Annotated in this window: 20 protein-coding genes; 13 read left to right on the top strand and 7 right to left on the bottom strand. The window is 44.9% G+C overall.

Going from position 1 to position 25,290, the window contains the following annotated elements; translation table 11 throughout:
- Positions 1 to 148 precede the first annotated feature (148 nt).
- From QO189_RS09205 to QO189_RS09190, 4 genes are all read right to left on the bottom strand, one after another.
- Positions 149 to 433 carry a pyrimidine/purine nucleoside phosphorylase gene (locus tag QO189_RS09205; protein WP_371532506.1) on the bottom strand — a complete coding sequence of 95 codons (285 nt, stop codon included), beginning with the start codon at positions 431 to 433 and terminating at the stop codon, positions 149 to 151.
- A gap of 42 nt (positions 434 to 475) precedes the next feature.
- A protein-coding gene (prfB, locus tag QO189_RS09200) for a peptide chain release factor 2 (protein WP_371532505.1) occupies positions 476 to 1,571 on the bottom strand; the annotation gives its coding sequence in 2 pieces (ribosomal slippage) (positions 476 to 1,498 and positions 1,500 to 1,571; 1,095 coding nt in all).
- A 115-nt stretch (positions 1,572 to 1,686) separates the two neighbouring features.
- On the bottom strand, positions 1,687 to 2,388 hold the full coding sequence (locus tag QO189_RS09195) for an HAD family hydrolase (protein WP_371532504.1): 702 nt from the start codon (positions 2,386 to 2,388) through the stop codon (positions 1,687 to 1,689).
- A gap of 83 nt (positions 2,389 to 2,471) precedes the next feature.
- Positions 2,472 to 3,008: a gamma carbonic anhydrase family protein gene (locus tag QO189_RS09190; protein ID WP_371532503.1), complete on the bottom strand. Its 537-nt coding sequence runs from the start codon at positions 3,006 to 3,008 to the stop codon at positions 2,472 to 2,474.
- Positions 3,009 to 3,519: 511 nt separating this feature from the next.
- Here QO189_RS09190 and carA point away from each other — a divergent pair.
- The 7 genes from carA to QO189_RS09155 all read left to right on the top strand — a co-directional run bounded on the left by carA (position 3,520) and on the right by QO189_RS09155 (position 14,480).
- The gene (carA, locus tag QO189_RS09185; RefSeq protein WP_371532502.1) at positions 3,520 to 4,761 is read left to right on the top strand and encodes a glutamine-hydrolyzing carbamoyl-phosphate synthase small subunit; all 1,242 of its coding nucleotides are present in this window, start codon (positions 3,520 to 3,522) and stop codon (positions 4,759 to 4,761) included.
- Between the two features lie 152 nt (positions 4,762 to 4,913).
- The gene (gene carB / locus QO189_RS09180; protein ID WP_371532501.1) at positions 4,914 to 8,168 is read left to right on the top strand and encodes a carbamoyl-phosphate synthase large subunit; all 3,255 of its coding nucleotides are present in this window, start codon (positions 4,914 to 4,916) and stop codon (positions 8,166 to 8,168) included.
- 343 nt (positions 8,169 to 8,511) lie between these two features.
- Positions 8,512 to 8,988, top strand: coding sequence for a transcription elongation factor GreA (greA, locus tag QO189_RS09175; protein WP_371532500.1), 477 nt, complete (start codon positions 8,512 to 8,514; stop codon positions 8,986 to 8,988).
- A gap of 499 nt (positions 8,989 to 9,487) precedes the next feature.
- Positions 9,488 to 10,375, top strand: coding sequence for a hypothetical protein (locus QO189_RS09170; protein ID WP_371532499.1), 888 nt, complete (start codon positions 9,488 to 9,490; stop codon positions 10,373 to 10,375).
- A gap of 237 nt (positions 10,376 to 10,612) precedes the next feature.
- Positions 10,613 to 11,881: a putative DNA modification/repair radical SAM protein gene (locus QO189_RS09165; protein WP_371532498.1), complete on the top strand. Its 1,269-nt coding sequence runs from the start codon at positions 10,613 to 10,615 to the stop codon at positions 11,879 to 11,881.
- A 196-nt stretch (positions 11,882 to 12,077) separates the two neighbouring features.
- The gene (locus QO189_RS09160; protein ID WP_371532497.1) at positions 12,078 to 12,950 is read left to right on the top strand and encodes a TIGR03915 family putative DNA repair protein; all 873 of its coding nucleotides are present in this window, start codon (positions 12,078 to 12,080) and stop codon (positions 12,948 to 12,950) included.
- 153 nt (positions 12,951 to 13,103) lie between these two features.
- Positions 13,104 to 14,480 carry a glycosyltransferase gene (locus QO189_RS09155; RefSeq protein ID WP_371532496.1) on the top strand — a complete coding sequence of 459 codons (1,377 nt, stop codon included), beginning with the start codon at positions 13,104 to 13,106 and terminating at the stop codon, positions 14,478 to 14,480.
- 147 nt (positions 14,481 to 14,627) lie between these two features.
- Here the strand turns inward: QO189_RS09155 and QO189_RS09150 are convergent, their stop codons facing one another.
- Together QO189_RS09150 and QO189_RS09145 are read right to left on the bottom strand one after the other, a co-directional pair.
- Complete coding sequence (locus QO189_RS09150) at positions 14,628 to 15,410, bottom strand: cupin domain-containing protein (protein WP_371532495.1); 783 nt, start codon at positions 15,408 to 15,410, stop codon at positions 14,628 to 14,630.
- Positions 15,385 to 16,125 carry a gamma-glutamyl-gamma-aminobutyrate hydrolase family protein gene (locus QO189_RS09145; protein WP_371532494.1) on the bottom strand — a complete coding sequence of 247 codons (741 nt, stop codon included), beginning with the start codon at positions 16,123 to 16,125 and terminating at the stop codon, positions 15,385 to 15,387. Before QO189_RS09145 ends, QO189_RS09150 begins: the two co-directional genes overlap by 26 nt.
- 393 nt (positions 16,126 to 16,518) lie before the next feature.
- Between QO189_RS09145 and QO189_RS09140 the strand changes: the two genes are divergently transcribed.
- The 6 genes from QO189_RS09140 to QO189_RS09115 all read left to right on the top strand — a co-directional run bounded on the left by QO189_RS09140 (position 16,519) and on the right by QO189_RS09115 (position 24,474).
- Complete coding sequence (locus tag QO189_RS09140; RefSeq protein ID WP_371532493.1) at positions 16,519 to 17,862, top strand: glutamine synthetase family protein; 1,344 nt, start codon at positions 16,519 to 16,521, stop codon at positions 17,860 to 17,862.
- Between the two features lies 1 nt (position 17,863).
- Entirely contained in the window at positions 17,864 to 19,180 is a 1,317-nt protein-coding gene (locus tag QO189_RS09135; RefSeq protein WP_371532492.1) for an NAD(P)/FAD-dependent oxidoreductase, read from the top strand.
- 195 nt (positions 19,181 to 19,375) lie between these two features.
- On the top strand, positions 19,376 to 20,869 hold the full coding sequence (locus tag QO189_RS09130; RefSeq protein WP_201601826.1) for a Na+/H+ antiporter NhaC family protein: 1,494 nt from the start codon (positions 19,376 to 19,378) through the stop codon (positions 20,867 to 20,869).
- A 117-nt stretch (positions 20,870 to 20,986) separates the two neighbouring features.
- Positions 20,987 to 21,859: an N-carbamoylputrescine amidase gene (gene aguB / locus QO189_RS09125; protein WP_371532509.1), complete on the top strand. Its 873-nt coding sequence runs from the start codon at positions 20,987 to 20,989 to the stop codon at positions 21,857 to 21,859.
- A gap of 66 nt (positions 21,860 to 21,925) precedes the next feature.
- Entirely contained in the window at positions 21,926 to 23,050 is a 1,125-nt protein-coding gene (gene aguA / locus QO189_RS09120) for an agmatine deiminase (protein ID WP_371532491.1), read from the top strand.
- A gap of 50 nt (positions 23,051 to 23,100) precedes the next feature.
- The gene (locus tag QO189_RS09115) at positions 23,101 to 24,474 is read left to right on the top strand and encodes an NAD-dependent succinate-semialdehyde dehydrogenase (protein WP_371532490.1); all 1,374 of its coding nucleotides are present in this window, start codon (positions 23,101 to 23,103) and stop codon (positions 24,472 to 24,474) included.
- A 359-nt stretch (positions 24,475 to 24,833) separates the two neighbouring features.
- Here the strand turns inward: QO189_RS09115 and QO189_RS09110 are convergent, their stop codons facing one another.
- Positions 24,834 to 25,067 carry a hypothetical protein gene (locus QO189_RS09110; protein ID WP_238037064.1) on the bottom strand — a complete coding sequence of 78 codons (234 nt, stop codon included), beginning with the start codon at positions 25,065 to 25,067 and terminating at the stop codon, positions 24,834 to 24,836.
- Positions 25,068 to 25,290 lie beyond the last annotated feature (223 nt).

Genomic DNA, 25,290 nt, shown 5'->3' with positions numbered 1-25,290 from the left:
CGTACGCTTAGCCCTTGTAGTCTCTAACTTGTCCATGAATAAGCTCCTTTTTCGTAAACTTATTTCAGGACGGGACAGTCCACAAAAAAAAGCCAAGTATCAAATACTTGGCTTTTTTTGTTTTTATACTACTTTAATATAAAAGTAATTATTTGCCGTACAGGCATAAATAAGCCGTTTCGATGTCTACTTTTACTTGAAACTTTTTGTTAGCTTCAACGGTAAATTGCTCGCCAGCATTAAACGTTTGCCACTCATCACTCTCTGGTAGCTTAACCGTCAATGCACCGCTCACCACACTCATGGTCTCAAACTCACTGGTGCCAAATTCATACTCACCGCTTTCCATAACACCGACAGTGGCAGGCTTGGTTGCTGTTTGAAAAGCAATGGAGGTCACTTTGTCATCAAAATAATTATTTACGCTTGGCATAATCTTCCTTAATTACATGTTAGTTGGTATTTGAATTCTATTTTATAGACCTGCTTTTAGACTGGCTTCGATAAACTGATCGAGGTCGCCATCGAGTACAGCGCCGGTGTTAAAGGTTTCAACACCCGTACGCAGATCCTTAATACGAGAATCATCAAGCACGTACGAGCGAATCTGGCTGCCCCAACCGACATCAGACTTGTTGTCTTCAACCGCTTGTTGTTTTTCCATACGTTTTTGCATCTCAAGCTCGTAGAGCTTAGCACGTAGCATCTTCATCGCCGTCGCTTTGTTACCGTGCTGACTACGCTCATTCTGACAGGTCACGACTACGCCTGATGGCTCATGGGTAATACGTACCGCAGAATCAGTCGTGTTGACGTGCTGACCGCCCGCACCAGATGAGCGATAGGTATCAATGCGCAAGTCAGCAGGATTGATGTCGATATCGACATTATCATCAATTTCAGGCGAGACAAACACCGCTGCAAACGAGGTATGACGACCATTGTTGCTATCAAATGGTGACTTACGTACCAAACGATGGACACCAATCTCAGTACGCAACCAACCAAACGCGTAGTCGCCTTTGATCTCGATCGTTGCCGACTTGATACCCGCGACGCTGCCAGCAGACACTTCAATCACGTCTACCTTAAAGCCGTGCGCTTCAGCCCAGCGTGTATACATACGCAGTAGCATCTCCGCCCAATCTTGCGCTTCGGTGCCACCACTGCCTGATTGGATATCTAAGTAGCAGTTGTTTGGATCCATCTCGCCGCTGAACATACGGCGGAACTCTAGATCAGCCACGCGCTGCTCGGCATCATCTAGCTCGCTTTGCACGTCAGCCAGCAACGACTCATCTTCTGCCTCTACTGCCAGCTCTAGCATGGCGGACGCATCTTCTAGCGTGGTTTCAAGAGAGACCACCACATCGATGACACCATCAAGGTGGCTTTTTTCTTTATTAATCTTGGTAGCACGCTCTGGGTCATTCCACAGCTCAGGATTTTCTAACTCTAAATTAACTTCTTCTAAACGTTCTTGCTTACCATCGAAGTCAAAGATACCTCCGCAAATCCTGCCCGCGCTCGGATAAATCTTTAATCTGTTCTTGATACGGATTGATTTCCATAAGTGTTCCTGTTTTTCTAAAAAAATAAATAACAAATGTGGCGCTATTTTAAATGAGATTAAGCATAAATGGTTGTCTAATTATTCTTGTTCCTACTATTACTAGATTAAGCAATCTAGATTGACCAGTCTTCTACTGCCCAGCGATGTGCCAAGGCATGAGCATGTAGCGCATCATCAGGCGATACACAAACAGCCACATCAGCCCATTCGAGCAGTGGAATATCGTTTTTGGAATCTGAATAGGCATAGGTTTTTTCAAAGGTGATGCCAACGGCTTGCTGCTTATTGAGCCATTTATCTAGATGATATATTTTGCCTGCTTGAAAGTTTGGTCTGTCAGTGAGCTTACCTGTATAGCGATCATCTTTGATCTCGAGCGGCGTTGCCAATACATTGGCTGACTCAACGCCAAAACGTTTGGCAATGGCGGACACCACAAAGTCGTTGGTCGCAGAAATAATTACCACATCGTGCCCTTTCTCAATATGCTGGCACAACGCTTCCATCGCTTTTGGGCGAATATGTGGCTCGATCTCGCTTTTGATGTAGTCCTCTCTTAGCTCGTCAAGTCTATCAAGAGGCAGACTGCTCAAAAACTGCGCGACAAATTCATTGTACTCTGTTGCGTCTAACGTCCCTTCGATATAGTCATTATAAAATTTTTGATTGGCCGTACGGTACTGCGCCTCATCGACAAGGTCATGCTTGACAATATACTCGCCCCAGAGATAATCGCTATCGACATCCAGTAAGGTATGATCTAAGTCAAATAATGCCAGTTGTTTTTGTTGTGTTTGTGCTTGATTTGTCTGCATGGTGAGACCTTATCGTTGGTTGCGAAAAAATATGAAGTATTTAATAAAAAGGTACAAAACGTGGGAGACAAGTCTATCTAACCTTAATCAGGTATTGCTACTTCTGTTAAACCAGTTTTGAATTTTTGGCAACGCTCAGCATAGTGCAGCGCTGACATTTTTAGCATCGCAGCTTGCTCATCGGTTAGCGTCTTAACGACTTTGGCAGGTGCGCCCATCACTAGCGAGTTATCAGGAATAACCTGACCTTCAGTAATTAAGGCTTTCGCCCCTATCAGACAGTTTTTACCAATCTTGACACTATTGAGTACCACAGCACCGATACCAATCAAGCTATTATCACCGACCTCGCAACCATGTAGCATCGCCAGATGACCGATAGTCACGTAATTACCGATAGTCACTTTGATACCTGCATCAGTGTGAATCACACTGTTTTCTTGTACATTACTATAATCACCGATATGGATACGATCGTTGTCACCGCGTATCACCGCACCGAACCAAATATTGGCCTGATGACCTAGATACACATCGCCCATCACTTGCGCCGAGTCAGCAACCCAGCCGTTGAACGGTACGGCAAACTCAGGGGTTTTGTCTAAATATTGATAAATCATAACGATTCCTTGTCATCTTCATTATTGTTATAACAAACGATCATAAAAATTGGGTCTAGCGCTGCGTTGTCCATTGTGACAAAGCCAACTGCGAAAATCTAGCGCTATTAATGGCTGATGAATATCAGGATAATCAAAACTATCATACTCTTGCTTAGGCTATTTTTTAATAGATTGCAGCTTTTATTGCAGCTTTTTATAAAGGATCAGCTATTACCTATATAATGACTATTAATCCAATAAATCGGCTAGCCATAACTCACTATTTTGTATATAATACGCAAAATCTGTGCCTAAGCGAGCGGACATGATGCAAGTTACCTATTCACTATCTAGTGGGTTTTGTAGTTTTCATCAATAATGTCTTCTCGCTTTTTTGTGGAAAATTTTTGTGTATCGTCCTTTTATTTTCTTTATCTGACAGTCTTCAGGTACTATAAATAAAAGGATACAGAGAAATACTACTTCCGCGAAACATGATGGCACTCACCAATAATAGCGGAGGCAATCCTTGAATTCATCGGTAGAAACACAAGCAATTTTGGCACTAGCAGACGGTACAATTTTTCGCGGTGTCAGTATCGGCAGCCTAGGTCATCGTGTTGGTGAAGTGGTATTTAATACCGCCATGACAGGGTATCAAGAAATTCTAACCGATCCAAGTTATGCGCGACAGCTGGTCACCCTAACTTATCCGCATATCGGTAATACAGGCACCAATGCCGAGGATACCGAGTCTGGTAACGGTCACAAAGTATGGGCAGACGGTCTCATCATCCGTGACGCTACTATGGCAACCTCTAACTTCCGTAACTCAGAGTCACTTAGCGACTACTTACGACGTAACAATACCATCGCTATCGCTGAAATTGATACCCGTCAATTGACACGCCTATTGCGTGATAAAGGTGCACAAAACGGCTGTATCATGACCGCATCAGATGGCGAGACGATCAGCGTTGAAGATGAGCAAAAAGCGATTGAGCTGGCACAAGGATTTGCAGGCCTAAAGGGCATGGACTTGGCAAAAGAATGCTGCACGACAGAAAGCTTTGAATGGACAGCAGGCACATGGGATCTGTCAGACACCCTACTCAACCGTGACGTGGCAGGTAGCCATGACAGTGGTACTGGCGGCTTCTTTAAGCAGCTCGGCACTCATATCGATGCCAAATTCAACGTCGTCGCTTATGACTTCGGTAGCAAAACCAATATCTTACGTATGCTCGTCGACCGCGGTTGTCACGTAACGGTTGTCCCAGCACAGACGCCTATCGCAGACGTGCTAGCAATGAACCCAGACGGTATTTTCTTATCAAACGGTCCTGGTGATCCTGCAGCTTGTGATTACGCGATCGATAGTGTACGTCACATTATTGAAGAAACAGACGTGCCAACGTTTGGTATTTGCCTCGGTCATCAGCTGATTGGTCTTGCCAGCGGTGCTAATACGATCAAAATGAAAACGGGCCATCATGGTGCCAACCATCCGGTACAAGATCTAGCCACTGGCACAGTGATGATCACCAGTCAAAACCATGGCTTTGCCGTTGATGAAGACACGCTACCTGACAATGTCAAATCGACCCATCGCTCACTTTTTGATGGTACTAACCAAGGTATCGAGCTAACCAATAAGCCTGTCTTTAGCTTTCAAGGTCACCCAGAAGCCAGCCCTGGCCCACATGACTGCGCGCCATTGTTTGATAAGTTTGCTGAGATGATGGAAGCGGCTAAAACTGCTCAAGCTTAACGGTTCATTATAACTTGATAATAAGTCAATGCTTGAATCGCTAAAAGCGGTTTGAGCAGTACTGTAACAACGCATTGTAAGTATAAAACGCCATAAGCGTTATTAAAAATAAAGATTACTTAAAATATCATCAAACGAAGGTAGCTCTAACTATGCCAAAACGTACCGACATAAAAAGCATTCTTATCATTGGCGCCGGCCCCATCGTCATCGGCCAAGCGTGTGAGTTTGACTATTCAGGCGCACAGGCGTGTAAAGCACTAAAAGAAGAAGGCTACCGTGTCATCTTGGTCAACTCAAACCCTGCGACCATCATGACCGATCCTGTCATGGCAGATGCCACCTATATCGAGCCGATCACGTGGCAGACGGTTGAACAAATCATTGCCAAAGAGCGTCCTGATGCGATCTTGCCAACCATGGGCGGACAGACCGCGCTCAACTGTGCGCTAGACCTAGATAAGCATGGCGTATTGACTAAGTACGACTGCGAGCTGATTGGTGCCACCAAAGACTCGATCGAAATGGCAGAAGATCGCGACTTATTTGACAAGGCGATGAAACGTATCGGCCTTGAGTGCCCACGCGCTGAAACAGCTGAAACGATGGAAGAAGCTTTTGCTACCCAAGAAAAGATGGGCTATCCCTGTATCATTCGTCCCTCATTCACCATGGGCGGTTCAGGCGGCGGTATCGCGTATAACCGCGATGAGTTCATCGAGATTTGTGAGCGCGGTTTTGATCTGTCACCAAACCATCAGCTACTTATCGATGAGTCACTCATCGGTTGGAAAGAGTACGAGATGGAAGTGGTTCGTGACAAAAACGACAACTGCATCATCATCTGTGCCATCGAAAACTTTGACCCAATGGGTGTACATACTGGTGACTCAATCACCGTAGCCCCTGCGCAGACATTGACTGATAAAGAATACCAAATCATGCGTAACGCATCGCTCGCGGTACTGCGTGAGATCGGTGTAGAAACAGGCGGCTCAAACGTACAGTTCGGTATCAACCCTGATACGGGCCGCATGGTCGTCATCGAGATGAACCCACGTGTATCACGCTCATCTGCCCTAGCCTCAAAAGCGACTGGTTTCCCGATTGCCAAAATCGCAGCAAAACTGGCAATTGGTTACACGCTAGATGAATTGCAAAATGACATCACGGGTGGCAAAACGCCAGCCAGCTTTGAGCCTGCGCTTGATTATGTCGTTACCAAGATACCGCGTTTCAACTTTGAAAAATTCCCACAAGCGGACAATATCCTATCGACTCAGATGAAATCGGTCGGTGAAGTCATGGCGATTGGTCGTAACTTCCAAGAGTCGATGCAAAAAGCACTACGCGGTATGGAAACTGGCGCGGATGGTTTTGATGAGCAAGTTGATTTATCAAAAGTCAGTGCTGAGAAGGCTCGTAGCGAGATTATCAATCGTCTAACGATTCCAACCCCTGATCGCATCTACTATATCGCTGATGCCTTCCGCGTTGGTATGAGTGTCGATGAGGTGTTCAACTTCACCAAGATTGACCCATGGTTCTTGGTACAAATCGAAGATATCGTGAAAACCGAAGCCACCGTGAAATCACTCGGCTTTGGTGGTTTGAACGAGAAAAATCTACGCAGCTTTAAGCGTAAAGGTTTGTCAGATTTACGTTTGGCTAAATTGCTAGGCGTGTCACAGAAGCAACTACGCAAAAAGCGTTGGGATCTAAACGTTTATCCCGTGTATAAGCGTGTCGATACCTGTGCGGCAGAGTTTGCGACCAGCACGGCTTATATGTACTCAACCTACGATAGCGAATGTGAAGCCAACCCAACTGACAAGAAAAAGATCATGGTTATCGGTGGCGGGCCGAACCGTATTGGCCAAGGTATCGAGTTTGATTACTGCTGTGTACACGCAGCGCTCGCCATGCGTGAAGACGGCTATGAAACCATTATGGTCAACTGTAACCCTGAAACGGTTTCAACTGATTATGACACCTCTGACCGTCTATACTTTGAGCCAATCACATTAGAAGACGTGCTAGAAATCGTCCGTATCGAAAACCCAGACGGTGTGATTGTGCAGTTCGGTGGTCAAACGCCATTGAAACTGGCGCGCGCGTTAGAATCTGCGGGCGTAAAAATCATCGGTACTAGCCCTGATGCAATCGACCGCGCGGAAGACCGTGAGCGCTTCCAGCACATGATTCAACAGCTCAACCTAGTACAGCCATCAAACGCCTTAGCAACGAGCTTGGAAGATGGCTTGGTTAAAGCAAAAGACGTGGGTTATCCATTGGTTGTACGTCCATCTTATGTGTTAGGTGGCCGCGCGATGGAAATCGTCTACAACGAAGACGAGCTAAGACATTACCTACGTACCGCGGTACAAGCCTCGAACGAAGCGCCTGTCCTACTTGATCGCTTCTTAGATGATGCCATCGAAGTTGATGTGGATTGTGTATGTGACGGTACTGATGTCGTCATCGGCGGTATCATGCAGCATATCGAACAGGCGGGTGTCCACTCAGGTGACTCAGCATGTTCATTGCCACCATACTCGCTATCTAAAGAGTTATGTGATGTGATGCGCGCGCAAACGGTCGCCATGGCAAAAGAGCTTGGCGTTGTCGGTTTGATGAATGTACAGTTCGCGGTCAAAGGCGAAACGGTATACATTTTGGAGGTGAACCCACGTGCTGCACGTACCGTACCGTTTGTCTCTAAATGTATCGGTACCTCACTAGCACAGGTTGCGGCTCGCTGTATGGCTGGCACCTCGCTCAAAGACCAAGGCTTCACGACTGAGATTGTTCCAGCATTTTATGCGGTCAAAGAAGCAGTATTCCCATTTGCTAAGTTCCCAGGTGTTGACCCAATCTTGAGTCCTGAGATGAAATCAACAGGCGAAGTCATGGGCGTGGGCAAGACCTTTGGCGAAGCCTTCTACAAAGCCATCATCGGTAGTAACGAGCGTCTGCCAGGTCTACCTACTGAAGGCGAGACTAAGACCGTCTTTATCTCAGTACGTGACAGTGACAAAGCACAAATCGCTCCAATCGCTCGTCAATTGGTAGACTTTGGTTTCAAAATAGTCACAACGACTGGCACGCAAAAGGTATTGAGCGACGCTGGTATCAAATGTCAGCAAATCAACAAGGTCACTGAAGGTCGCCCGCATATCGTTGACGCCTTGAAAAACGGCAAAATTGACCTTATCATCAACACAACTGAAGGCAAGCAGGCACAAGAGGATTCGTTCTCTATTCGCCGCAGTGCGCTACAGGGCAAAGTCTTCTATGTCACGACACTAGGTGCGGCAGATGCTGTTTGTAAATCTTACGCGATCGACTTACCGTTTGATGTCTATAAGTTACAAGATTTGCACGAGCAAGCAAAGTCTATTGGCTAGCTCTATTGACTTGGTAGAATAATTTCAGTAGATTAAGCATAACCATTAGGCTTGCCTAATCGCTCATAGCAGCATTGCTAAATACAATCAAGCGCTGCCAGAGAGTGACGCCTTTACCGTGATAGACCTAAAAAGCATAGTGGCAATATTGCGACTATGCTTTTTGTTACTTAAGTTTAAGTGTGGCTATGCTTGAATTGAGGTGAGACACACTCATAAATGATAGCCAACTTACTTATTACAACATCTTAATTATCATTCTTTTATATTTTATATCCATTGCAACAACACTGACACCATCTCATTATGAGGTGGTGTGGTGTTATTGGTTTAAGGAAAAAACATGCAACGTTACCCAATGACTCCGCAAGGACATGCGGCTTTAGAAGCCGAATTAAAACAGTTAAAAAGTGTCGACCGTCCACGTATCACAGCATCAATTGCTGAAGCGCGTGAACATGGCGATTTAAAAGAGAACGCTGAATACCATGCTGCTCGCGAACAACAAGGTTTTTGTGAAGCACGTATCCGTGATATCGAAGCGAAACTTGGCGGCGCACAAGTCATCGATCCTTCAACATTGCCAAAAGAAGGTCGTATCGTGTTTGGCGTCAGCGTCATAATCGAAAACATGGACACTAAAGAAGAAAAACAGTACAAAATCGTCGGCGATGATGAAGCCGATTTCAAGGCTGGCAAAATCTCAGTCAATTCACCGATCGCTCGTGGCCTCATCGGTAAGTTTGAAGGCGATGAAGTACGTATCGAAACGCCAAAGGGCGTGGTGGAATACGAAGTGATGAAAGTTATTTACGACTAATAAGACTCGCTATTTCTGATCATCCGTAGGCGTGATGCTTTCAATGCTGGATGAAAGGCTCTTTGAATAATAGCTCTTTGAATAATAGTGCTCTTAAATAGCAAACATATTTGACAGTGACAGAGACGGCTGGCTACTCGCTACCCAATAACATGGATATAAGCAGCATTACGTATTGATAGCATTTATACCGTTTCGGTTACACAATGCAGCTTTTATACATGATTTATTTTGGCGCATAATTATTTGAGTTTTTAGTGCATCGTAATTTTTATATCAGGTGATATTACCCCGTAATATCGATGTAAATTTATACTGAAGCACTTTTACTCAAAATAATGATTGTCTGATTATAGACACCGACTATCGTCAGTACTAACACCCTCGTTATTTGGCATACTTTTTGGTGTCATTTAGCGGGGGTTTTGCTTGTTTAGACGTTAATTATTGCTGTTTTACTTATTGCTGCTTTTTTATTGATACTGTTAAGGAGTCTATTATGACCATGAAGTCTTATGCACCATCAGCACTAACCACCACAGTATCTGCAATACTCGCAGGTATGGTGCTTGCATCCTCAGCCCATGCTGCGCCTGAGATCGCGATCAGCTCATCTGCTGGTGGTAGCACGACGGTAGTTGAACAATATTCTAATGGCCAAACAGCCACTATTACTGCGACACCAAACGGTATCACCATGCAAGATGGCATGCCTTATGCCGTGACACAAGTGACGACTGTGCCGCGCTATGTCGTTCGCCAGTCTCCTGTGGTTCAAGGAAGCGCAACCGTCACTAGCGTACCGGTCACAAATCGAATGACCAATAGCGTCACCAAGGTAGACGTCGTCACGGCGCCAGTTAGCACCGTAACACAAGTCCTGCCTGTTGCCACTGCTACTCAGTTGCCTGTTATGAATGCGCCAGCGGCAACCGTCATCACTAACCAGCCTGTCACCAATCAAATCACGACGACCACGTTAGATACCTTGCAATTGACCCCGACTTTTAGCACGCCGGGTGTCGTCAATGCAAACACCAAGGTCATGAAAATCATGAAAAATGGCGCTGGACGTGAGGTTGCGGTGCCTGCCAATCATATCGCCCCTGGTGATGTCATTGAATATCACACCACATACACCAACACCACGGCACAACCAGTTAATGACATCAATGCTATGGTTTCATTGCCAAGCGGCGTGCAGCTAGTATCGTTAAATAGCCCATTACCAACGTTTGCCACCACTGGCGGCGACACTTATCAAACCATCCAGCAAGTTGGCAATACCGTTGTTGTGCAAGAAAACTACTCTGGCCTGAAATGGAACTTAGCAAATCTTAATGCCAATGGTAATCAAACCGTCGTGATACGTGCCAAGGTTCAATAAATAACTCGCTCACTACAAAATACGTATCTTTAACAGTATCACTTTGCAAAAGGTCTTGAATATTCAGGGCCTTTTTTGATGCGTGTCATATCGAGTAGCATGTATGCTCGTTCACAACCTCTTAACGCATACGACACTATTTGTCGTGTTATTTTTTAAATTTTCTTATAAATACAATGACTTAATACATATTTTGGTAAAATGGTTACTCATTAATTAATTGGTAATAACCGACTTATGGCAAACATCAATTATGAAAGATTACAGGGCAAGCTCAATATCTTGGCCGACGCTGCCAAGTATGATGTCTCCTGCTCATCCTCTGCTGGTACACGTAAGAACCAAGGCGGCGGTCTAGGCGATGCCTCAAAAAGCGGTATCTGTCACAGCTATACCGAAGATGGTCGCTGTGTCAGCCTGCTGAAAATTCTTTTGACCAATCATTGCATCTATGATTGCGCTTATTGCACTTCACGCAAAAGCAATGACACGCCGCGCGCTGCATTTAGTGTTGAAGAAGTCGTGGATTTGACCATGCAGTTTTATCGCCGTAACTATATCGAAGGGCTATTTCTTAGCTCTGGTATCTTCAAAAGTGGCGACTATACAATGGAGCGACTGGTCGAAGTTGCCAAAATCCTGCGTACTCGCGAGCGCTTTAATGGGTATATTCATCTAAAGACCATACCCGGCGCGTCAAAGGAACTATTGCTCGAAGCAGGACTCTACGCCGATCGCTTGAGTGTGAATATTGAAATTCCAACCAAATCAGGACTGGCTTTACTGGCGCCAGAAAAATCACACGAGCAATTAAAAGCGCCGATGGAAACAGTAAAAGAAGAAATTATCACCATTCGTGAAAGCCGAAAGACTCATAAAAAAGCGCCTAAATTTACGCCCGCGGGTCAGACCAGTCAAATGATCGTCGGTGCTAGCAACGAGACGGATTTGCAAGTGATTCAGCTATCGAGTCACTTTTATAAAACCTACGATTTAAAACGCGTCTACTACTCAGGTTATGTACCGATGCTCTCTGACAATCGCTTGCCAGCGATTGGAACGCCTGTGCCGATGGTACGAGAGAATCGTCTGTATCAGGCAGATTGGTTAATGCGTTTTTATGGGTTTGGTGCGCACGAGATTGTCGAGCCAGAGTCGCCATTTTTGGACTTAGACTGTGACCCAAAACTGGCTTGGGCAATACGCCATCGCGAGCATTTTCCTGTCAATATTCAGACAGCGACTTATGAGATGATCGTGCGTATCCCTGGTATCGGTACCAAGACTGCCAAAAAAATCGTCAAAGCGCGCAAATTTAACCAGTTGACGCTCTATCATCTAAAAAAGATGGGCGCTGCGGTCAACCGTGCCAAGTATTTTATCGCCACCACTGGCAAAAACGAGCACCTCGCTCACTTAACACGCGATAACTTCCGTCAGTATGTACTGGCGCAAACTCAGACCAAGTTTAAAGATCAGCGCAGTGGTCAGCTGGCGTTGTTTTAAATTTGGCATTGTCGTAAATATAAATCAATCTAAAATCGATAAAATAAAAAGGTAGCGCTACTGGTGATATTTTTTGCAGCCTCTGCCACGCGATGCGAACAGCACGCAAGAAAAATATCCACCAGTAGCATTTGACAATACTTAAATAGATTTTATGACGAGCCAAAATACATTTCACATCGTTTCAGGACAAACCATGTCAGCACTTGTGCAAAACGACACTTACGCTATCGGTCAGTTAACGCCCAGCATTGTGCTGTATGAGCCAAGCTTTGAGGGCTGGCTCAGCGCGGTGTTTTATGTTTATGCCAATCGATTGCAAGAAGACGACTCACTCAAGCTCACCGCTCAAGACTGTTATGTACCTTCCTTAATCGCGCAAGCGACTAGCGTCGCAACGGATGCAGATAACGCAGAGCGCGTATTGGTTAAGCTAAATAGCTTGCTTGGTCGCTCAGGTATGCGCAATATCTTATGGGGTTTTTTGTCAGAAAAGGACGACATCGGCACAACTTTGTTCCGCGTGGTCAAATATGCCATCGACTACCCTAGTCGTCAGATCATGCAGGATTTGGGTAATTTGGACGTGCTTGAGCTGGTGCAAACGGTCAAATCTGTTGGCCGTGAAAAACATCGCATGGAGGCATTTGTACGCTTTGAGCACACCACTGATGATATTTATTTTGCGCGGGTTGAGCCTGATTTTAATGTATTGCCACTGATTGGAGAGCATTTTCGTCAGCGTTATCAAGATCAACACTGGGCGATCTACGATCTGACTCGTGGTTATGGCATTTATTATGATAAAAGTAATAGCACGCCTACTCGTCCTGCACCCCTTCAAACCATCACCGACCTCGATGATGCTGTCCTACGCAACCCTGCTAGCATTCATAGTCCCGATGAGCAGCGCTATCAAAAGTTTTGGCAAGGCTACTTTACCAACGTCAATATCAAAGAGCGTAAAAACCCCAAACTACATAGACAGTATCTACCACAGCGCTATTGGAAATACTTAAGTGAAAAACAAGTATTGCCCAACGCTGAGCATCTACAAAAACGCCGCTAAATACGTTTGGGCAGTTTTTAGTCAGAACAGTCATGCTTATCTATTTTTAAAAGCTAAATATCTAACGCTATCTTTTTATCTTGATGGTTGAGTTTTAAGCGCTTTTAACTGACAATAGCAGCTTGATATTACTAACCGGTGACCCACGCTATTATGAAAGTTATGCGCTTACTATCGTCTTTGAAGCATGATGAATCCGAGCGCGGTATTTTTCATCTTGGGCGCGCACTGGTCAAAAACGAGCATACCTCCATTATTGTCGCTAGTGCCAGTGAAAACAATGACTTGGTCAGACGCCTCAAGCGTGACGGCAATATCTATCATCAGCTATACATGAACAAAAAATCGTGGCTAGCACTACTGCAAGTCTCAGCACTGCGGCATTTGATTGAGAAGTATGAGCCTGATGTCATTCATGTACACTCGCGTACGCCTGCATGGATATTGCATTTAGCATTGCGCCGTGCGCGCGTCAAACGTTTCCCAAAGCTCGTCTCGACCATGTATGGGTTTTATCCCATCAATAAATACTCTCAAGCCCTGCTCAATGTCGATACAATTATCACTGTATCTGATAGCGTCACCCAGTACCTCAAAAAAGGCCTACGCCGTGAAGAAGTCGATCCGAAAGTCATCACGCGTATCTACCGCGGCATCGATACTCGGCGCTATCCTTATCGGCACAATCCATCGGTCTATTGGTTGCGTCATACCTTTGCGGAATATCCTGAGCTTGAGCATAAGAAGTGGCTCGTATTTCCAACCGTCATTGGCAATGAGTATGGTCAAGAGTGGCTGATTGATATCTTGGGCAATTTACAAGAGCAATTTCCCAATATTCATGTCATCATCATGGATGATGATTATAAAGATGGTGATGTCGCTCATGAAGACTTTCGTCAACGTACCAACAGTTTGGGATTGGCTGAGCGTATTACTTATGTGGGTAGCAAGCGTAATGACATGCGTGAATGGCTCTCAGCGGCCAATATCGTTATGGCACTTGCCAACGAGCCAGAATCAATCGGCATTAATGCCCTGCAAGCGATTCATTTGGGCACTCCTGTCATTGGCTGGGATCAGGCCGCCTTTAGCGAAATCCTACAACCACTCTATCCGCAAGGACTGGTCAAAAAACACAATGCCAACTCGTTGTGTAAAGCGGTGCGCAATCAATTAGAAAGCGTGACACGGCCTGAGATGACCAACAAATTCACCATGCGTGAGATGATCGAAAAGACCCTCGCGGTATATCAAGGATTGTACGATACTGCACTGGCAGAAGAACAAGCTGAGGCCGATGCGCTCGCGGTACGAAGAATCAAAAGAAGCCTCAAAAAAACCTCTAAACCTGCTTTTGGTGCGGCGGTCAAACATGTCGAACCCATCCCCAAACGCCCAAAAGTCAAACTGATCAAAGAAAAAGCAAACAAAGCGGAATCGCCAGAAATAGAAGATGAAGCAGAAGTAGAAGAAACAACAAGAGCAGATATCAAATTAGAGGTACCTGACGCTGATCAAAAGTCATAAGCTGACTGCCTACCTCTATCTGTGCAGACGCCAATCTCAGTTATGATGAGATATATTAAGCAAAAAAAATGCCATTTCCAGCAACGGAAGTGGCATTTTCAATCTGTATTAAGATGAGTATTCAGTTTAAAGTTACAGAACACGATCCTAATAAGTCATTGGTGTATGTGCACTGACAATACGAGACACACCATCCGTAGGATTAATAAAAGTATGCGGTTGATTGGTATCAATCACATAGCTATCCCCTTCGTTTAACAAATACGTGGTCTCATTGATACGAATAATGATTTTGCCTTCGATAACTGTACCAATTTCCTCACCTTCATGAGCAATTCTTTCTTCTGTTGAGCTGTTCGGCTGATACGTTTCGATCAAAAACCCTAAGTTTCTGGTCGCGCTACAGTTATAGACTTGCTTTAACGATACTCTGCTACTGGGCTCACTAAGCTCTAGCAAATCCTTTGGCGTTACAATCACTCTCGCCTTTGGCTCCTTCCACTCATCACTAAAAAACGTGGTCAAATCAGAACCTAACACTGCCAAAATCGCCTTTAAGGTATTTACGGCGGGACTCACCTTATTGCGCTCAATAGAGCTAATAGAAGTGTTTGTCAGCCCTGATAATTTCGCCAATTTACGCTGCGAGTAGCCTTTTGCAAGGCGCAGCTGATTGATTTTTTTACCGATGTCTTCTTCTATCGATTCGTCAGTGTCGCTAGATGTATCTGTTTCAGAATCTGTCAACTCATCTTCGTCATCACTACTGATGTCATCATCTTCCTCGATATCAATATCTTTATCACTGGCAACATCAACGTCAATGCTGTTGCCAATCTCGCTATCAACACTTTTATCTATATCAGTGTTAGCGCTGTCAATATCTACCGGATCTTTAGTGGTGCTACTCGATTTGGGGTGTGCTGGCATAGTGAATGAATTCCGTGAATAGAAATTTGGACAAGTTATCTTGTGCATAATTTAACTCAGGATGCCATTGTACACCAATCATAAAGGGATGTTGTAATAAGCTAATGGCTTCTACCAAGCCATCAGGGGCTAGGGCTTCGACAAATAAACACTCACCTACTTTATTGATGGCTTGCTTATGTAAGGAGTTGACGTGCCATTTTTCACCGAAAGCCGCAAGTCTGCCATCAGGCTGGATAATGACATCGTGTACGGGTTGATATTGCACCTCAAGTGGTTGCGTGCTGTCCTCTAAGTGCGGCTCATAAAACCCCTCTACCTCGCGCCAATCAGGATGCAGAGTCCCTTCAAAGTAAACATTCATCTCTTGCAGACCTCGGCAAACGGCCAGAAGCGGCGTACCCGTTCTGTCTGCATAAGCCAGTAATTTAAAGCTTAACTCATCACGGCCCAAATCTTGTTTTGCTTCGATATGCGTTGCGCCGTAACGTGCTGGCGCAACATTGCTGTAGCTGCCCGTCAATAAAATACCATCTGCAATAGCTAGCAGTGCATCGAAATTTTCGTCATCAGCGGCTGTACTTGGTAGCAATATAGGATTACCGCCATAAAAATTCACCGCATCGATATATTTTTGATATACCGCTTGAGAAGGCTGACCGTCGACCATCTTGTGACAAGCAACAATCGCGATGATAGGTCTAGAATTTTTCATGTCGTTTTCCCTATTGATAACAATGAAGCCTAGCAGGCGATATTGTTTGATTCCTTGTTTAGCTAAAATTTACCATAGCATTCGATTAAATGTAAACTATAAACTTCAATATTAGTAATATTTTTATATAAATTGGTCTTGTTTGCATAAATTAGAGAAAAATGGGTGATTTAATGATAATTTTAAATAAAAATTGACAACTATAGTTTTCATACCTATATTAGATTGATAAGTACCTCTTAATGAATATAAACAGCAAATAATCACTTTCTTATAAATTACTGTTTTATCAAACATTTATCGCCATTTTCATCACAGATTCATACGTACTTAGATGCAATAACCGTCTTAACCACAATCCCAATAGCTCTAAAATTCATAGGAAGAATAGATATGATGACAACCAATGGAATGGTCGAATCTGCAAATAACACAGAATATGTCTATGTTGCAGCAGGTGATATCAATGGCTTACTTCGTGGTAAGCGCATCCCCTTCGATCAAATGGAAAAAGCAGAAAAAGGCGCGATACGACTACCGATGTCGATTTTAGGGGTCGATATTTGGGGTGCGGATGTTATTGAATCTTCTCAGTGTAATGGCGATATCGATGCGATTGCCAAACCGACTGGCCGCGCCGCTTATCCCCTTCTCAATACCAGTGCGCCTTCATCGTTACTGCCCGTTTGGCTCTATACCGAAGACGATGAGCCTTACTACGGCGATGCTCGTCATGTGTTAGATTACATCAGCAAAAAATTCCAAGCGCTTGGTCTGACCCCAGTGATGGCAACGGAGCTAGAATTTTATTTGGTTGACTATACCGAAGGGGAAACGCCAAGACCGCCTATCCGCCCTAAAAGCGGACTGAGACTGAATAAAACCTCAATTTTGAGCATCAATGATTTATTGCAGTTTGATGAGTTTTTAGATGAGGTCTATGCGCAGTGCGAAAAGCTCGATATTCCTGTTGATGCGGCGTTGGCTGAAAATGGTTGTGGTCAGTTTGAGATTAATTTATTACACGTGAACGATCCGCTTAAAGCGGCGGACGATGCGATTTTGTTCAAGCAGGTCGTCAAAGCAGTAGCTGCTCGCCGTAAGCTCACCGCCACTTTTATGGCAAAACCTTTTGGTTTGCAATCTGGCAACGGTTTTCATGTGCATTGCAGCTTGTTAGATAAAGACGGCAACAACGTCTTTGACAACGGCACAGATGAGGGTTCAGAGATTTTGCGCCATGCGGTCGCTGGTCTGCTAACAACCATGTCGGACTGTACATTATTGTTTGCACCGCACGTTAACTCTTATCGCCGTTTCACACCCGGTACGCTTGCACCGAACAATGTGTCATGGGGTTATGAAAACCGCACAGCAGCCGTACGTATCCCTGGTGGCGATACCAAAGCACGTCGTATCGAGCACCGCGTCTCTGGCGCTGATGCCAACCCTTACTTGGTTTGTAGTGCCGTGTTAGCAGGCATGCTATATGGCATCGAAAACAAGTTAGAGGCACCAGAACCCGTCAATAGCATTACTTATAACGAAGCGGAACTGAAGACCTTGCCGTTAGATTGGCTATCAGCCATTCGTAAATTTGAAAGCAGCGATATCATCGATTCGCTATTCCCAAGCGAGATGATTGAGCTGCTGATCGCCGTCAAAAAGCAAGAAGCCAAACGCTTTGCCCAGCAAGTCACCAACCTTGAATACCTCACCTATTTACAGGATGTGTAATATGTCTAACAACACGCGCAATATCCCGCACTATTCAGACAAAGGTCAATATCCTGACAGCTATTACGCTGCCAGTCGTAACCCTAAGCCTGATAGACCGACGCTAGAAAATGACATCCAAGTAGAAATCTGTGTGGTCGGTGGCGGCTTTAGCGGCCTATCCACTGCCCTGCATCTGATTGAAACCGATCACGAAGTCGTTGTGCTTGAAGGCGCGCAGATTGGTTGGGGTGCATCAGGTCGTAATGGCGGGCAAATCGTCAACGGCCTAAACGCTAGCCTACAAAAAATTAAAAAGTCTTATGGTCAACAAAACGCAGACTTCGTCGGTCAACTGGTGACTCGCGGCGGCAAAATCATTCGCCGTTTTGTCAACGACTACGATATCAATTGTGATCTCAAAGAAAAGAATATCTTTGCCGCATTAAACAACGGACAGCTAAAAGATTTACAAGAAACGCATGCACTGTGGGAAAGCCACGGTATGCATGATAGAGAGATGTTAGACAAGCAAGGCATGCAAGAACATATCAAATCAGATGCCTATGTGGGCGGCGTGATTGATCATTCAGGTGGTCATATGCACCCACTAAATCTTGCACTAGGTGAAGCGGTGGCTATCGAACAAGGTGGCGGCACGATATATGAAAACACCTTGGTAGTGGATATTGAGTATGGCGATGACTCTATCAAAGTCATCACTGAGTTTGGCTCTGTCACTTGTAAACAAGCGATTCTGTGCGGTAATGCTTATCTTAATAAAGTGATTCCTAAGTTGACTGACCGTGTCATGCCTGTATCGACACAAATCATTGCGACCGAGCCGTTAGGTGATTTAGCCGATCAGCTGTTACCCACCGACGTCTGTGTCGAAGATGTACGCTATATTCTCGATTACTACCGTCTCTCGGCAGACAAACGCATGTTGTTCGGCGGTGGTACCGTCTACGGTGGTCAAGACCCCGCTGATATCACTGCCAAAATCAGACCAAATATGAACAAAATCTTTCCAGAGCTGCGCGATGTCAAAATCGACTACGCGTGGAGTGGCAATTTTGCCTTGTCGTTCTCGCGCGTCCCGCAAATGGGCAAGCTGCACGATCGGGTATTTTTCGCCCATGGGTATAGTGGTCATGGCGTGACAGGCTCCCATCTGTTCGGACAAATCCTAGCCGATGCTATTAATGGTAAAACCAAAGAATTTGATACTTTTGCTCAAATCCCATGGATTCCGTTCCCGGGTGGTCGAGCACTGCGCGTGCCCTATTCAGTGATGGGCTCATGGTGGTATGCACTAAAAGATACGACTGGCCTATAAACCCACTAACACTGAGTCTTAAATACTGAGCACTGAACAAATACAACGCTCTTAATGACTGTTATTAGATCGACCTGTCATAGCAATGGAGTGCTGTGGCAGGGTTAGATAGAAAGCCAATCCGCTACTTTCTACCTGACATCAACCACAATGTAGAATTTGTCCTAAAAATAGAGTTTTACAGGGAGCGTAAGTATGAACATGAAACTCAATGATGCTGTCGAGGGGCAGTATCACAATAAGCGAGTATTTCTCACCGTATTAGGCGCACTCGCTATCTATTTAGCGTTTGCGTGGTTATCAACGACTCGTGGCCCAGACGAGTCGTGGGGAGCCCTATCCTTATTGCCGACGTTATTGGTGCTCGTCACCGCCATTATCTCTAGGCGACCGTTCGAGTCTATGATGGCAGGCTGTGTCGCGGGCCTTGTGATGCTTAACCCCTTTGATCTGGTCTCCCCTTTTGCAGACAATATGTCAATGGTATTAGGTAATGAAACCATTATTTGGATTGTGCTCGTCTGTGGTCTGATGGGTGGACTCATCCAATTGCTTGAGATTAGTGGTTGTCTTGATGGGTTTAGCGAATGGCTACAAAAAATCATTAAATCGCGCCGTCAGTCATTACTCGCAACGTTCGCTTTGGGTATCGTGGTCTTTATTGATGATTATTTAAACTGCCTTGCTGTCTCCACTTCTGTCAAAAAACTTACTGATGTCTATGGTGTCTCTCGCGAAAAACTCGCCTACATCGTTGACTCCACCGCAGCGCCGATGTGTGTAATCGTGCCTATCTCTACATGGGCGGTATATTTTGCAGGTCTGTTAGAAGAAAACGGTGTGGCCGCAGACGGTGCTGGTCTCGGCCTTTACATCAGCGCCATTCCTTATATGGCGTATGCGTGGTTCGCTCTCCTAATCGTATTTTTGGTCGCGTACGGTATATTGGGTGATTGGGGACCGATGAAAAAAGCTGAAAAACGTGCCAAATCAGGCCACCCTGTCCCTGAAGCTTTTATCGAAGAGCAGCTGGTCTCAAATGTCCAGGCCAAACGCAAATTATCGTTCAAAGCCAATATCGCAAACTTTGCCTTTCCGATGATCTTGCTCATTGTCTCAACCATCTACTTCGAAGTCGATCTGTTGCGCGGTGCGTTGCTCACCTGTTTTGTCACCGTCATTATCTATTGGATGCAAGGTATTTTGAGCTTTGAGACGCAAGTAGAGTCTATCTTTAAAGGCTTTAAAGTCATGCTTTATCCACTCTCAACGGTTATTGGCGGCTTTTTCTTAAAAGCGATCAATGATGATCTTGGCATGACCACCTATGTGATCGAAGCCATCACGCCTTATATGACGATTATTATCTTCCCTGCGGTCATCTTTGCGGTTATGGCGTTCTTAACATTCGCTACGTCATCAAGTTGGGGGCTGTATGTGTTGGCAATGCCGATTGTCTTCCCGATATCGCTTGCGCTTGGTGTGAGTACGCCGCTTATGATTGGGGCGTTGTTGTCAGCATCTTCATTTGGTAGTCATGCGTGCTTCTTTAGTGACTCATCATTACTTGCCGCGCAAGGTGCTGGCTGCTCACCCATGCAGCATGCCTTTACCCAGTTCCCCTATGCCATGCTGGGAGCGGGTCTATCTGTCGCAGCCTTCTTAGGATTGGGTTACATGATGGCGTAGGCCAAACCCAATGTTAGCGTTGTCACTATGGTTTAACCAACAGTCTCTAATGGTTAGTTAGACCACAAACCCATTATTTTTATACCCTATTTACTGTTTATTATTAAAAGGATTTAGATCATGCGAAATGTTACCGTTGCCACCACACAAATGGCCTGTGGTTGGGATATTCAGCAAAACATTGCCACTGCCACTGATTTGGTCACCAAAGCGGCCAAGGCTGGTGCCAATATCATCTTACTGCAAGAGTTATTTGAGACGCCGTACTTCTGCCAATTTCATGAATTTGACTATTTTAAGCTGGCAACGACCGTTGCTGATAATGCCGCTATCAATCATTTCAAACAGTTGGCCAAGGAGCTAGAAGTGGTATTACCGATCAGCTTTTATGAAAAATCGGGCAATACCTTTTTTAATAGCGTGACCGTGATTGATGCCGATGGCGAGATACTCGGCACCTATCGCAAGACCCATATCCCAGATGGCATTCCTTATGCCGAAAAATTTTACTTTACCCCCGGTGATACAGGGTTTAAGGTTTGGGAAACCCAATATGCCAAGATTGGCGTGGGTATCTGCTGGGATCAGTGGTTTCCTGAATGTGCCCGTAGCATGGCATTGATGGGCGCAGAGCTGTTATTTTATCCGACTGCGATTGGTGATGAGCCGACACTAGATATTGACTCAAAAGGTCATTGGCAGCGCTGTATGCAAGGCCATGCCGCCGCCAACCTCATGCCTGTTATCGCATCCAACCGTATCGGCACGGAGACCATCAGCCAAAATGGTCATGACAGCACGATGCAGTTCTACGGTGGCTCATTCATTACTGATGGTCGCGGCGACATCATACAAGAAGCATCGGCGGATACTAGCGAAGTGATTAGTATGACCTTTGATTTAGACAAGCTTGCTATCGAACGTCGTCAATGGGGCGTGTTCCGTGATCGCCGTCCATCTATGTATGGCACGCTACTGACACATGGCTAATAGACACCCTATTTTCAATTATTTCTTACTACTTTTATCGTCGCATGAATGCGATAAGGTGATTTTATGTCCAGATTACTGACCGACACGACACCACAGCAAGACGGCTTTTACATGCCAGCAGAATTTGAGCCGATAGAAAAAGTATGGATGGTATGGCCCTATCGCGCGGACAACTGGCGACAACAAGCTATCCCGGCCAAGAGGGCTTATACTGATGTCGCATTGGCAATTAACAAGTTTTGTGAAGTTGGCGTACTGGTTAATCCTAACGACTATGAGCAATGCCGCGATAGCTTGCCTGCCGATATCGACGTTACTTCCATGCCGAGTGATGACGCGTGGGCGCGAGATACCGTGCCAACATTTTTAATTAATGATGCGGGCGAGCTACGCGCTTGTGACTGGACGTTCAATGCATGGGGCGGTGACTATGATGGCCTCTACTCGCCATGGGATGATGACGATAAACTCGCAGAACGACTATGTGAGCAGCTAGATATTAGCCGCTACCGCACAGATGACTTTGTGATGGAAGGTGGCGCGTTTCATGTCGATGGTGAAGGCACGGTTCTGACTACACGTATGTGTCTACTGAGCCCTGGACGCAACCCACACCTGACTGAAGCACAAATTGAAGACAAACTAAAAGCCTATCTCAATGTACAAAAAGTACTCTGGATTGATGATGGGATTGATCCTGACGAGACCACTGGTCATGTCGATGATATCGCCTGTTTTGCGCGGCCTGGTGAAGTGGTTTGTTTATACACTGACGACCCTGAGCATCCTTTTTATGAAGCAACGCAAAAAGCCTTCGAGCAACTCTCAAATATGATCGATGCAAAAGGCAGACGCTTAACAGTTCACAAACTTTGCTGTACCCAGCAGCCAGTGACCTTGCCTGATGACTATGACATAGTCCAATCTGATGATGCCAAATCGCGCTTGACAGGTGACGTTTGTATTGCCTCGTATGCCAATTTTCTCATTTGTAATGACGCTGTCATCGTACCGCAATATGATGATATAAATGATGCTTTAGCCATCGCACAGCTTGAAAAAGTCTTTCCGCAGCATCAAGTAGTGGGAGTACGCACAAAAGAGATTGTCTATGGCGGCGGTAATATTCATTGTATTACCCAGCAGCAACCAAAGCCATTAATCAAAAGCACCCGCATAAAAATATAGACCCAAATGGATTTTGAACCCAAGAATATTTTAAACTAAAGGACATAACTATGAGTGATTATCAAATCAATAACCCAGCCACTGGTGAACTAGAAGCAACCTACCCTACCGCTACTGATCAAGATATCCAGCAAGTCATCGAGCAAGCAGACAGTGCTTATCAAGACTGGCGTCACGTTCCACTAAGCGAGCGCGGGGCGTTTTTGCACAAAATTGCTGATATCTATCTTGAACGTCAAGAAGAGCTGGCTCGTATCGTGGCGAGTGAAATGGGTAAACCCGTTGCACAAGCCAAGGGGGAAATCGGTCTGGTCGCTGAAATCTATCGTTACTATGCAGACAATGCTGAGCAATTACTCGCACCGAACACCATTGACGTTGACTCAGGATCAGCTTCGGTAGAAAAACGTCCTGTTGGCGTCCTACTCGGTATCATGCCGTGGAATTATCCACATTATCAAGTGGCTCGTTTTGTCGCGCCAAACTTTATGGCAGGTAATACCATTATCTTAAAGCATGCGCCTCAATGCCCTAAGACTGCAGAAGTTATCGCTGACATGTTCAAAGAAGTCGGCGTACCTGAAGGCGTTTATAACAATGTTTTTGCCACCAACGATCAGGCAGCGACTATTATCCATGACAAGCGTGTACAAGGCATCTCACTCACTGGCTCTGAGCGTGCTGGGCAAGCCGTTGCCAAAGAAGCAGGCGGTGCACTCAAAAAAGTCGTTCTAGAACTGGGCGGCTCCGATGCCTTTATCGTTGCAGCAGATGCCGACATCAAACAAGCGATAAAAGGCGCGATTTCTGGTCGTTTTGGTAATGCCGGTCAAGCCTGTAACGCCGCCAAACGCCTAATCGTTCTTGAGTCTGTCTATGACCAGTTCGTTGAGGGCTTTACCGAGGCTGTACGTGGTATGACATTGGCCGATCCTCTTGATGCAAAAACCTTTATCGGTCCGATGTCTTCAAAGGCTGCCGCAGTCAATCTGCAAGCGCAATTAGATAGTGCCGTTGAAGCAGGCGCGACGGTCCTAGTAGAAGGCGGACTGGTCAAAGATAAGCCTGGTGCATGGTTCAAACCTGCGGTACTAACAGACGTCACTGAATCAATGGATGTCTACCGTGAAGAGCTGTTTGGCCCTGTCGCCGTTGTATACAAGGCTCGTGATGTCGATCATGCTATCAAGATCGCCAATGATGTGCCTTTCGGTCTTGGTGCTTCTATCCAAACGCAAGATGCTGCCCTAGCTGCTGACATTGCTGACAAATTGGAAGTGGGCATGGTCACTATCAACGCACCTTCTGGTACGGAAGCAAACACACCGTTTGGCGGCGTTAAACGCTCAGGATTTGGTCGTGAGCTTGGTACACTGGGTATCACTGAATTCTTAAACTATAAGCTTATCCGTGATAAGTCTTAAAGTTTAAGCACTTGATTGTATGCACTAAAAAAGCCTAACGTTTGACGTTAGGCTTTTTCGTAAAATTTACTTATGGTATCGGTCAGCAACGATACTTTAATCAATCACTTGATACCTAAATCTGCTGATAAAAGTACTAAAGTAAGGCTGCCCAAGCAACCGCCGGAAATGATAGATATGTTGTAGATGACTATTGGTTCAGAAAAATTACTGGTTCAGGAAGCTTGCAGAATAACCTTACTCCATGAAATTAGAACAAATGACCAATCCATTTATTGATAACCATATAATAAATAGTGCTCCATATCTTCATCTGAATCTCAAACGCACACTTAAGTTTTAAAAATTTCTTAAAAAATCTAGCACTGGCGTTTTAATAAAGCGAAAAAAGCATCATTTACTAGATGGTCTTCTGCATTAAAGCGAACATATATCCCTTCGCTATCTTTCGTTGCATACCAATGCTCGTCATTCGCACCAACATTTATTTGGAAAAATTTATCGCTTATGATACTACCTACAGTATAAACCGAGCCTTCTACAAAAAAATCATTGCCGCAGGTGCATTTGAGTTTATCTCCACTTTTGATCATATCCTTATCGTCCACGAAATTAGAAAAGTAAACAACAGTACGTAATTTTACTTTTTAATTTACAAATGTCAATAAATGAATATAATACTTACTCACTAATTACAAAAAAACACATGCATATATTCTGAAAAGAAAATGTATAAGTACTAGATATTGTTTAAAAGAGCTTCTTATAAGATCTAACCACTCATCTTTCAATGACAGTAAAAGCAGATATAGCTCT

This window comes from Psychrobacter sp. Arc29 (assembly GCF_041431175.1).
Classification (GTDB): domain Bacteria; phylum Pseudomonadota; class Gammaproteobacteria; order Pseudomonadales; family Moraxellaceae; genus Psychrobacter.
The sequence above is the reverse complement of the archived record's forward strand: the minus strand, read 5'-3'. Positions and strand labels throughout refer to the sequence as shown.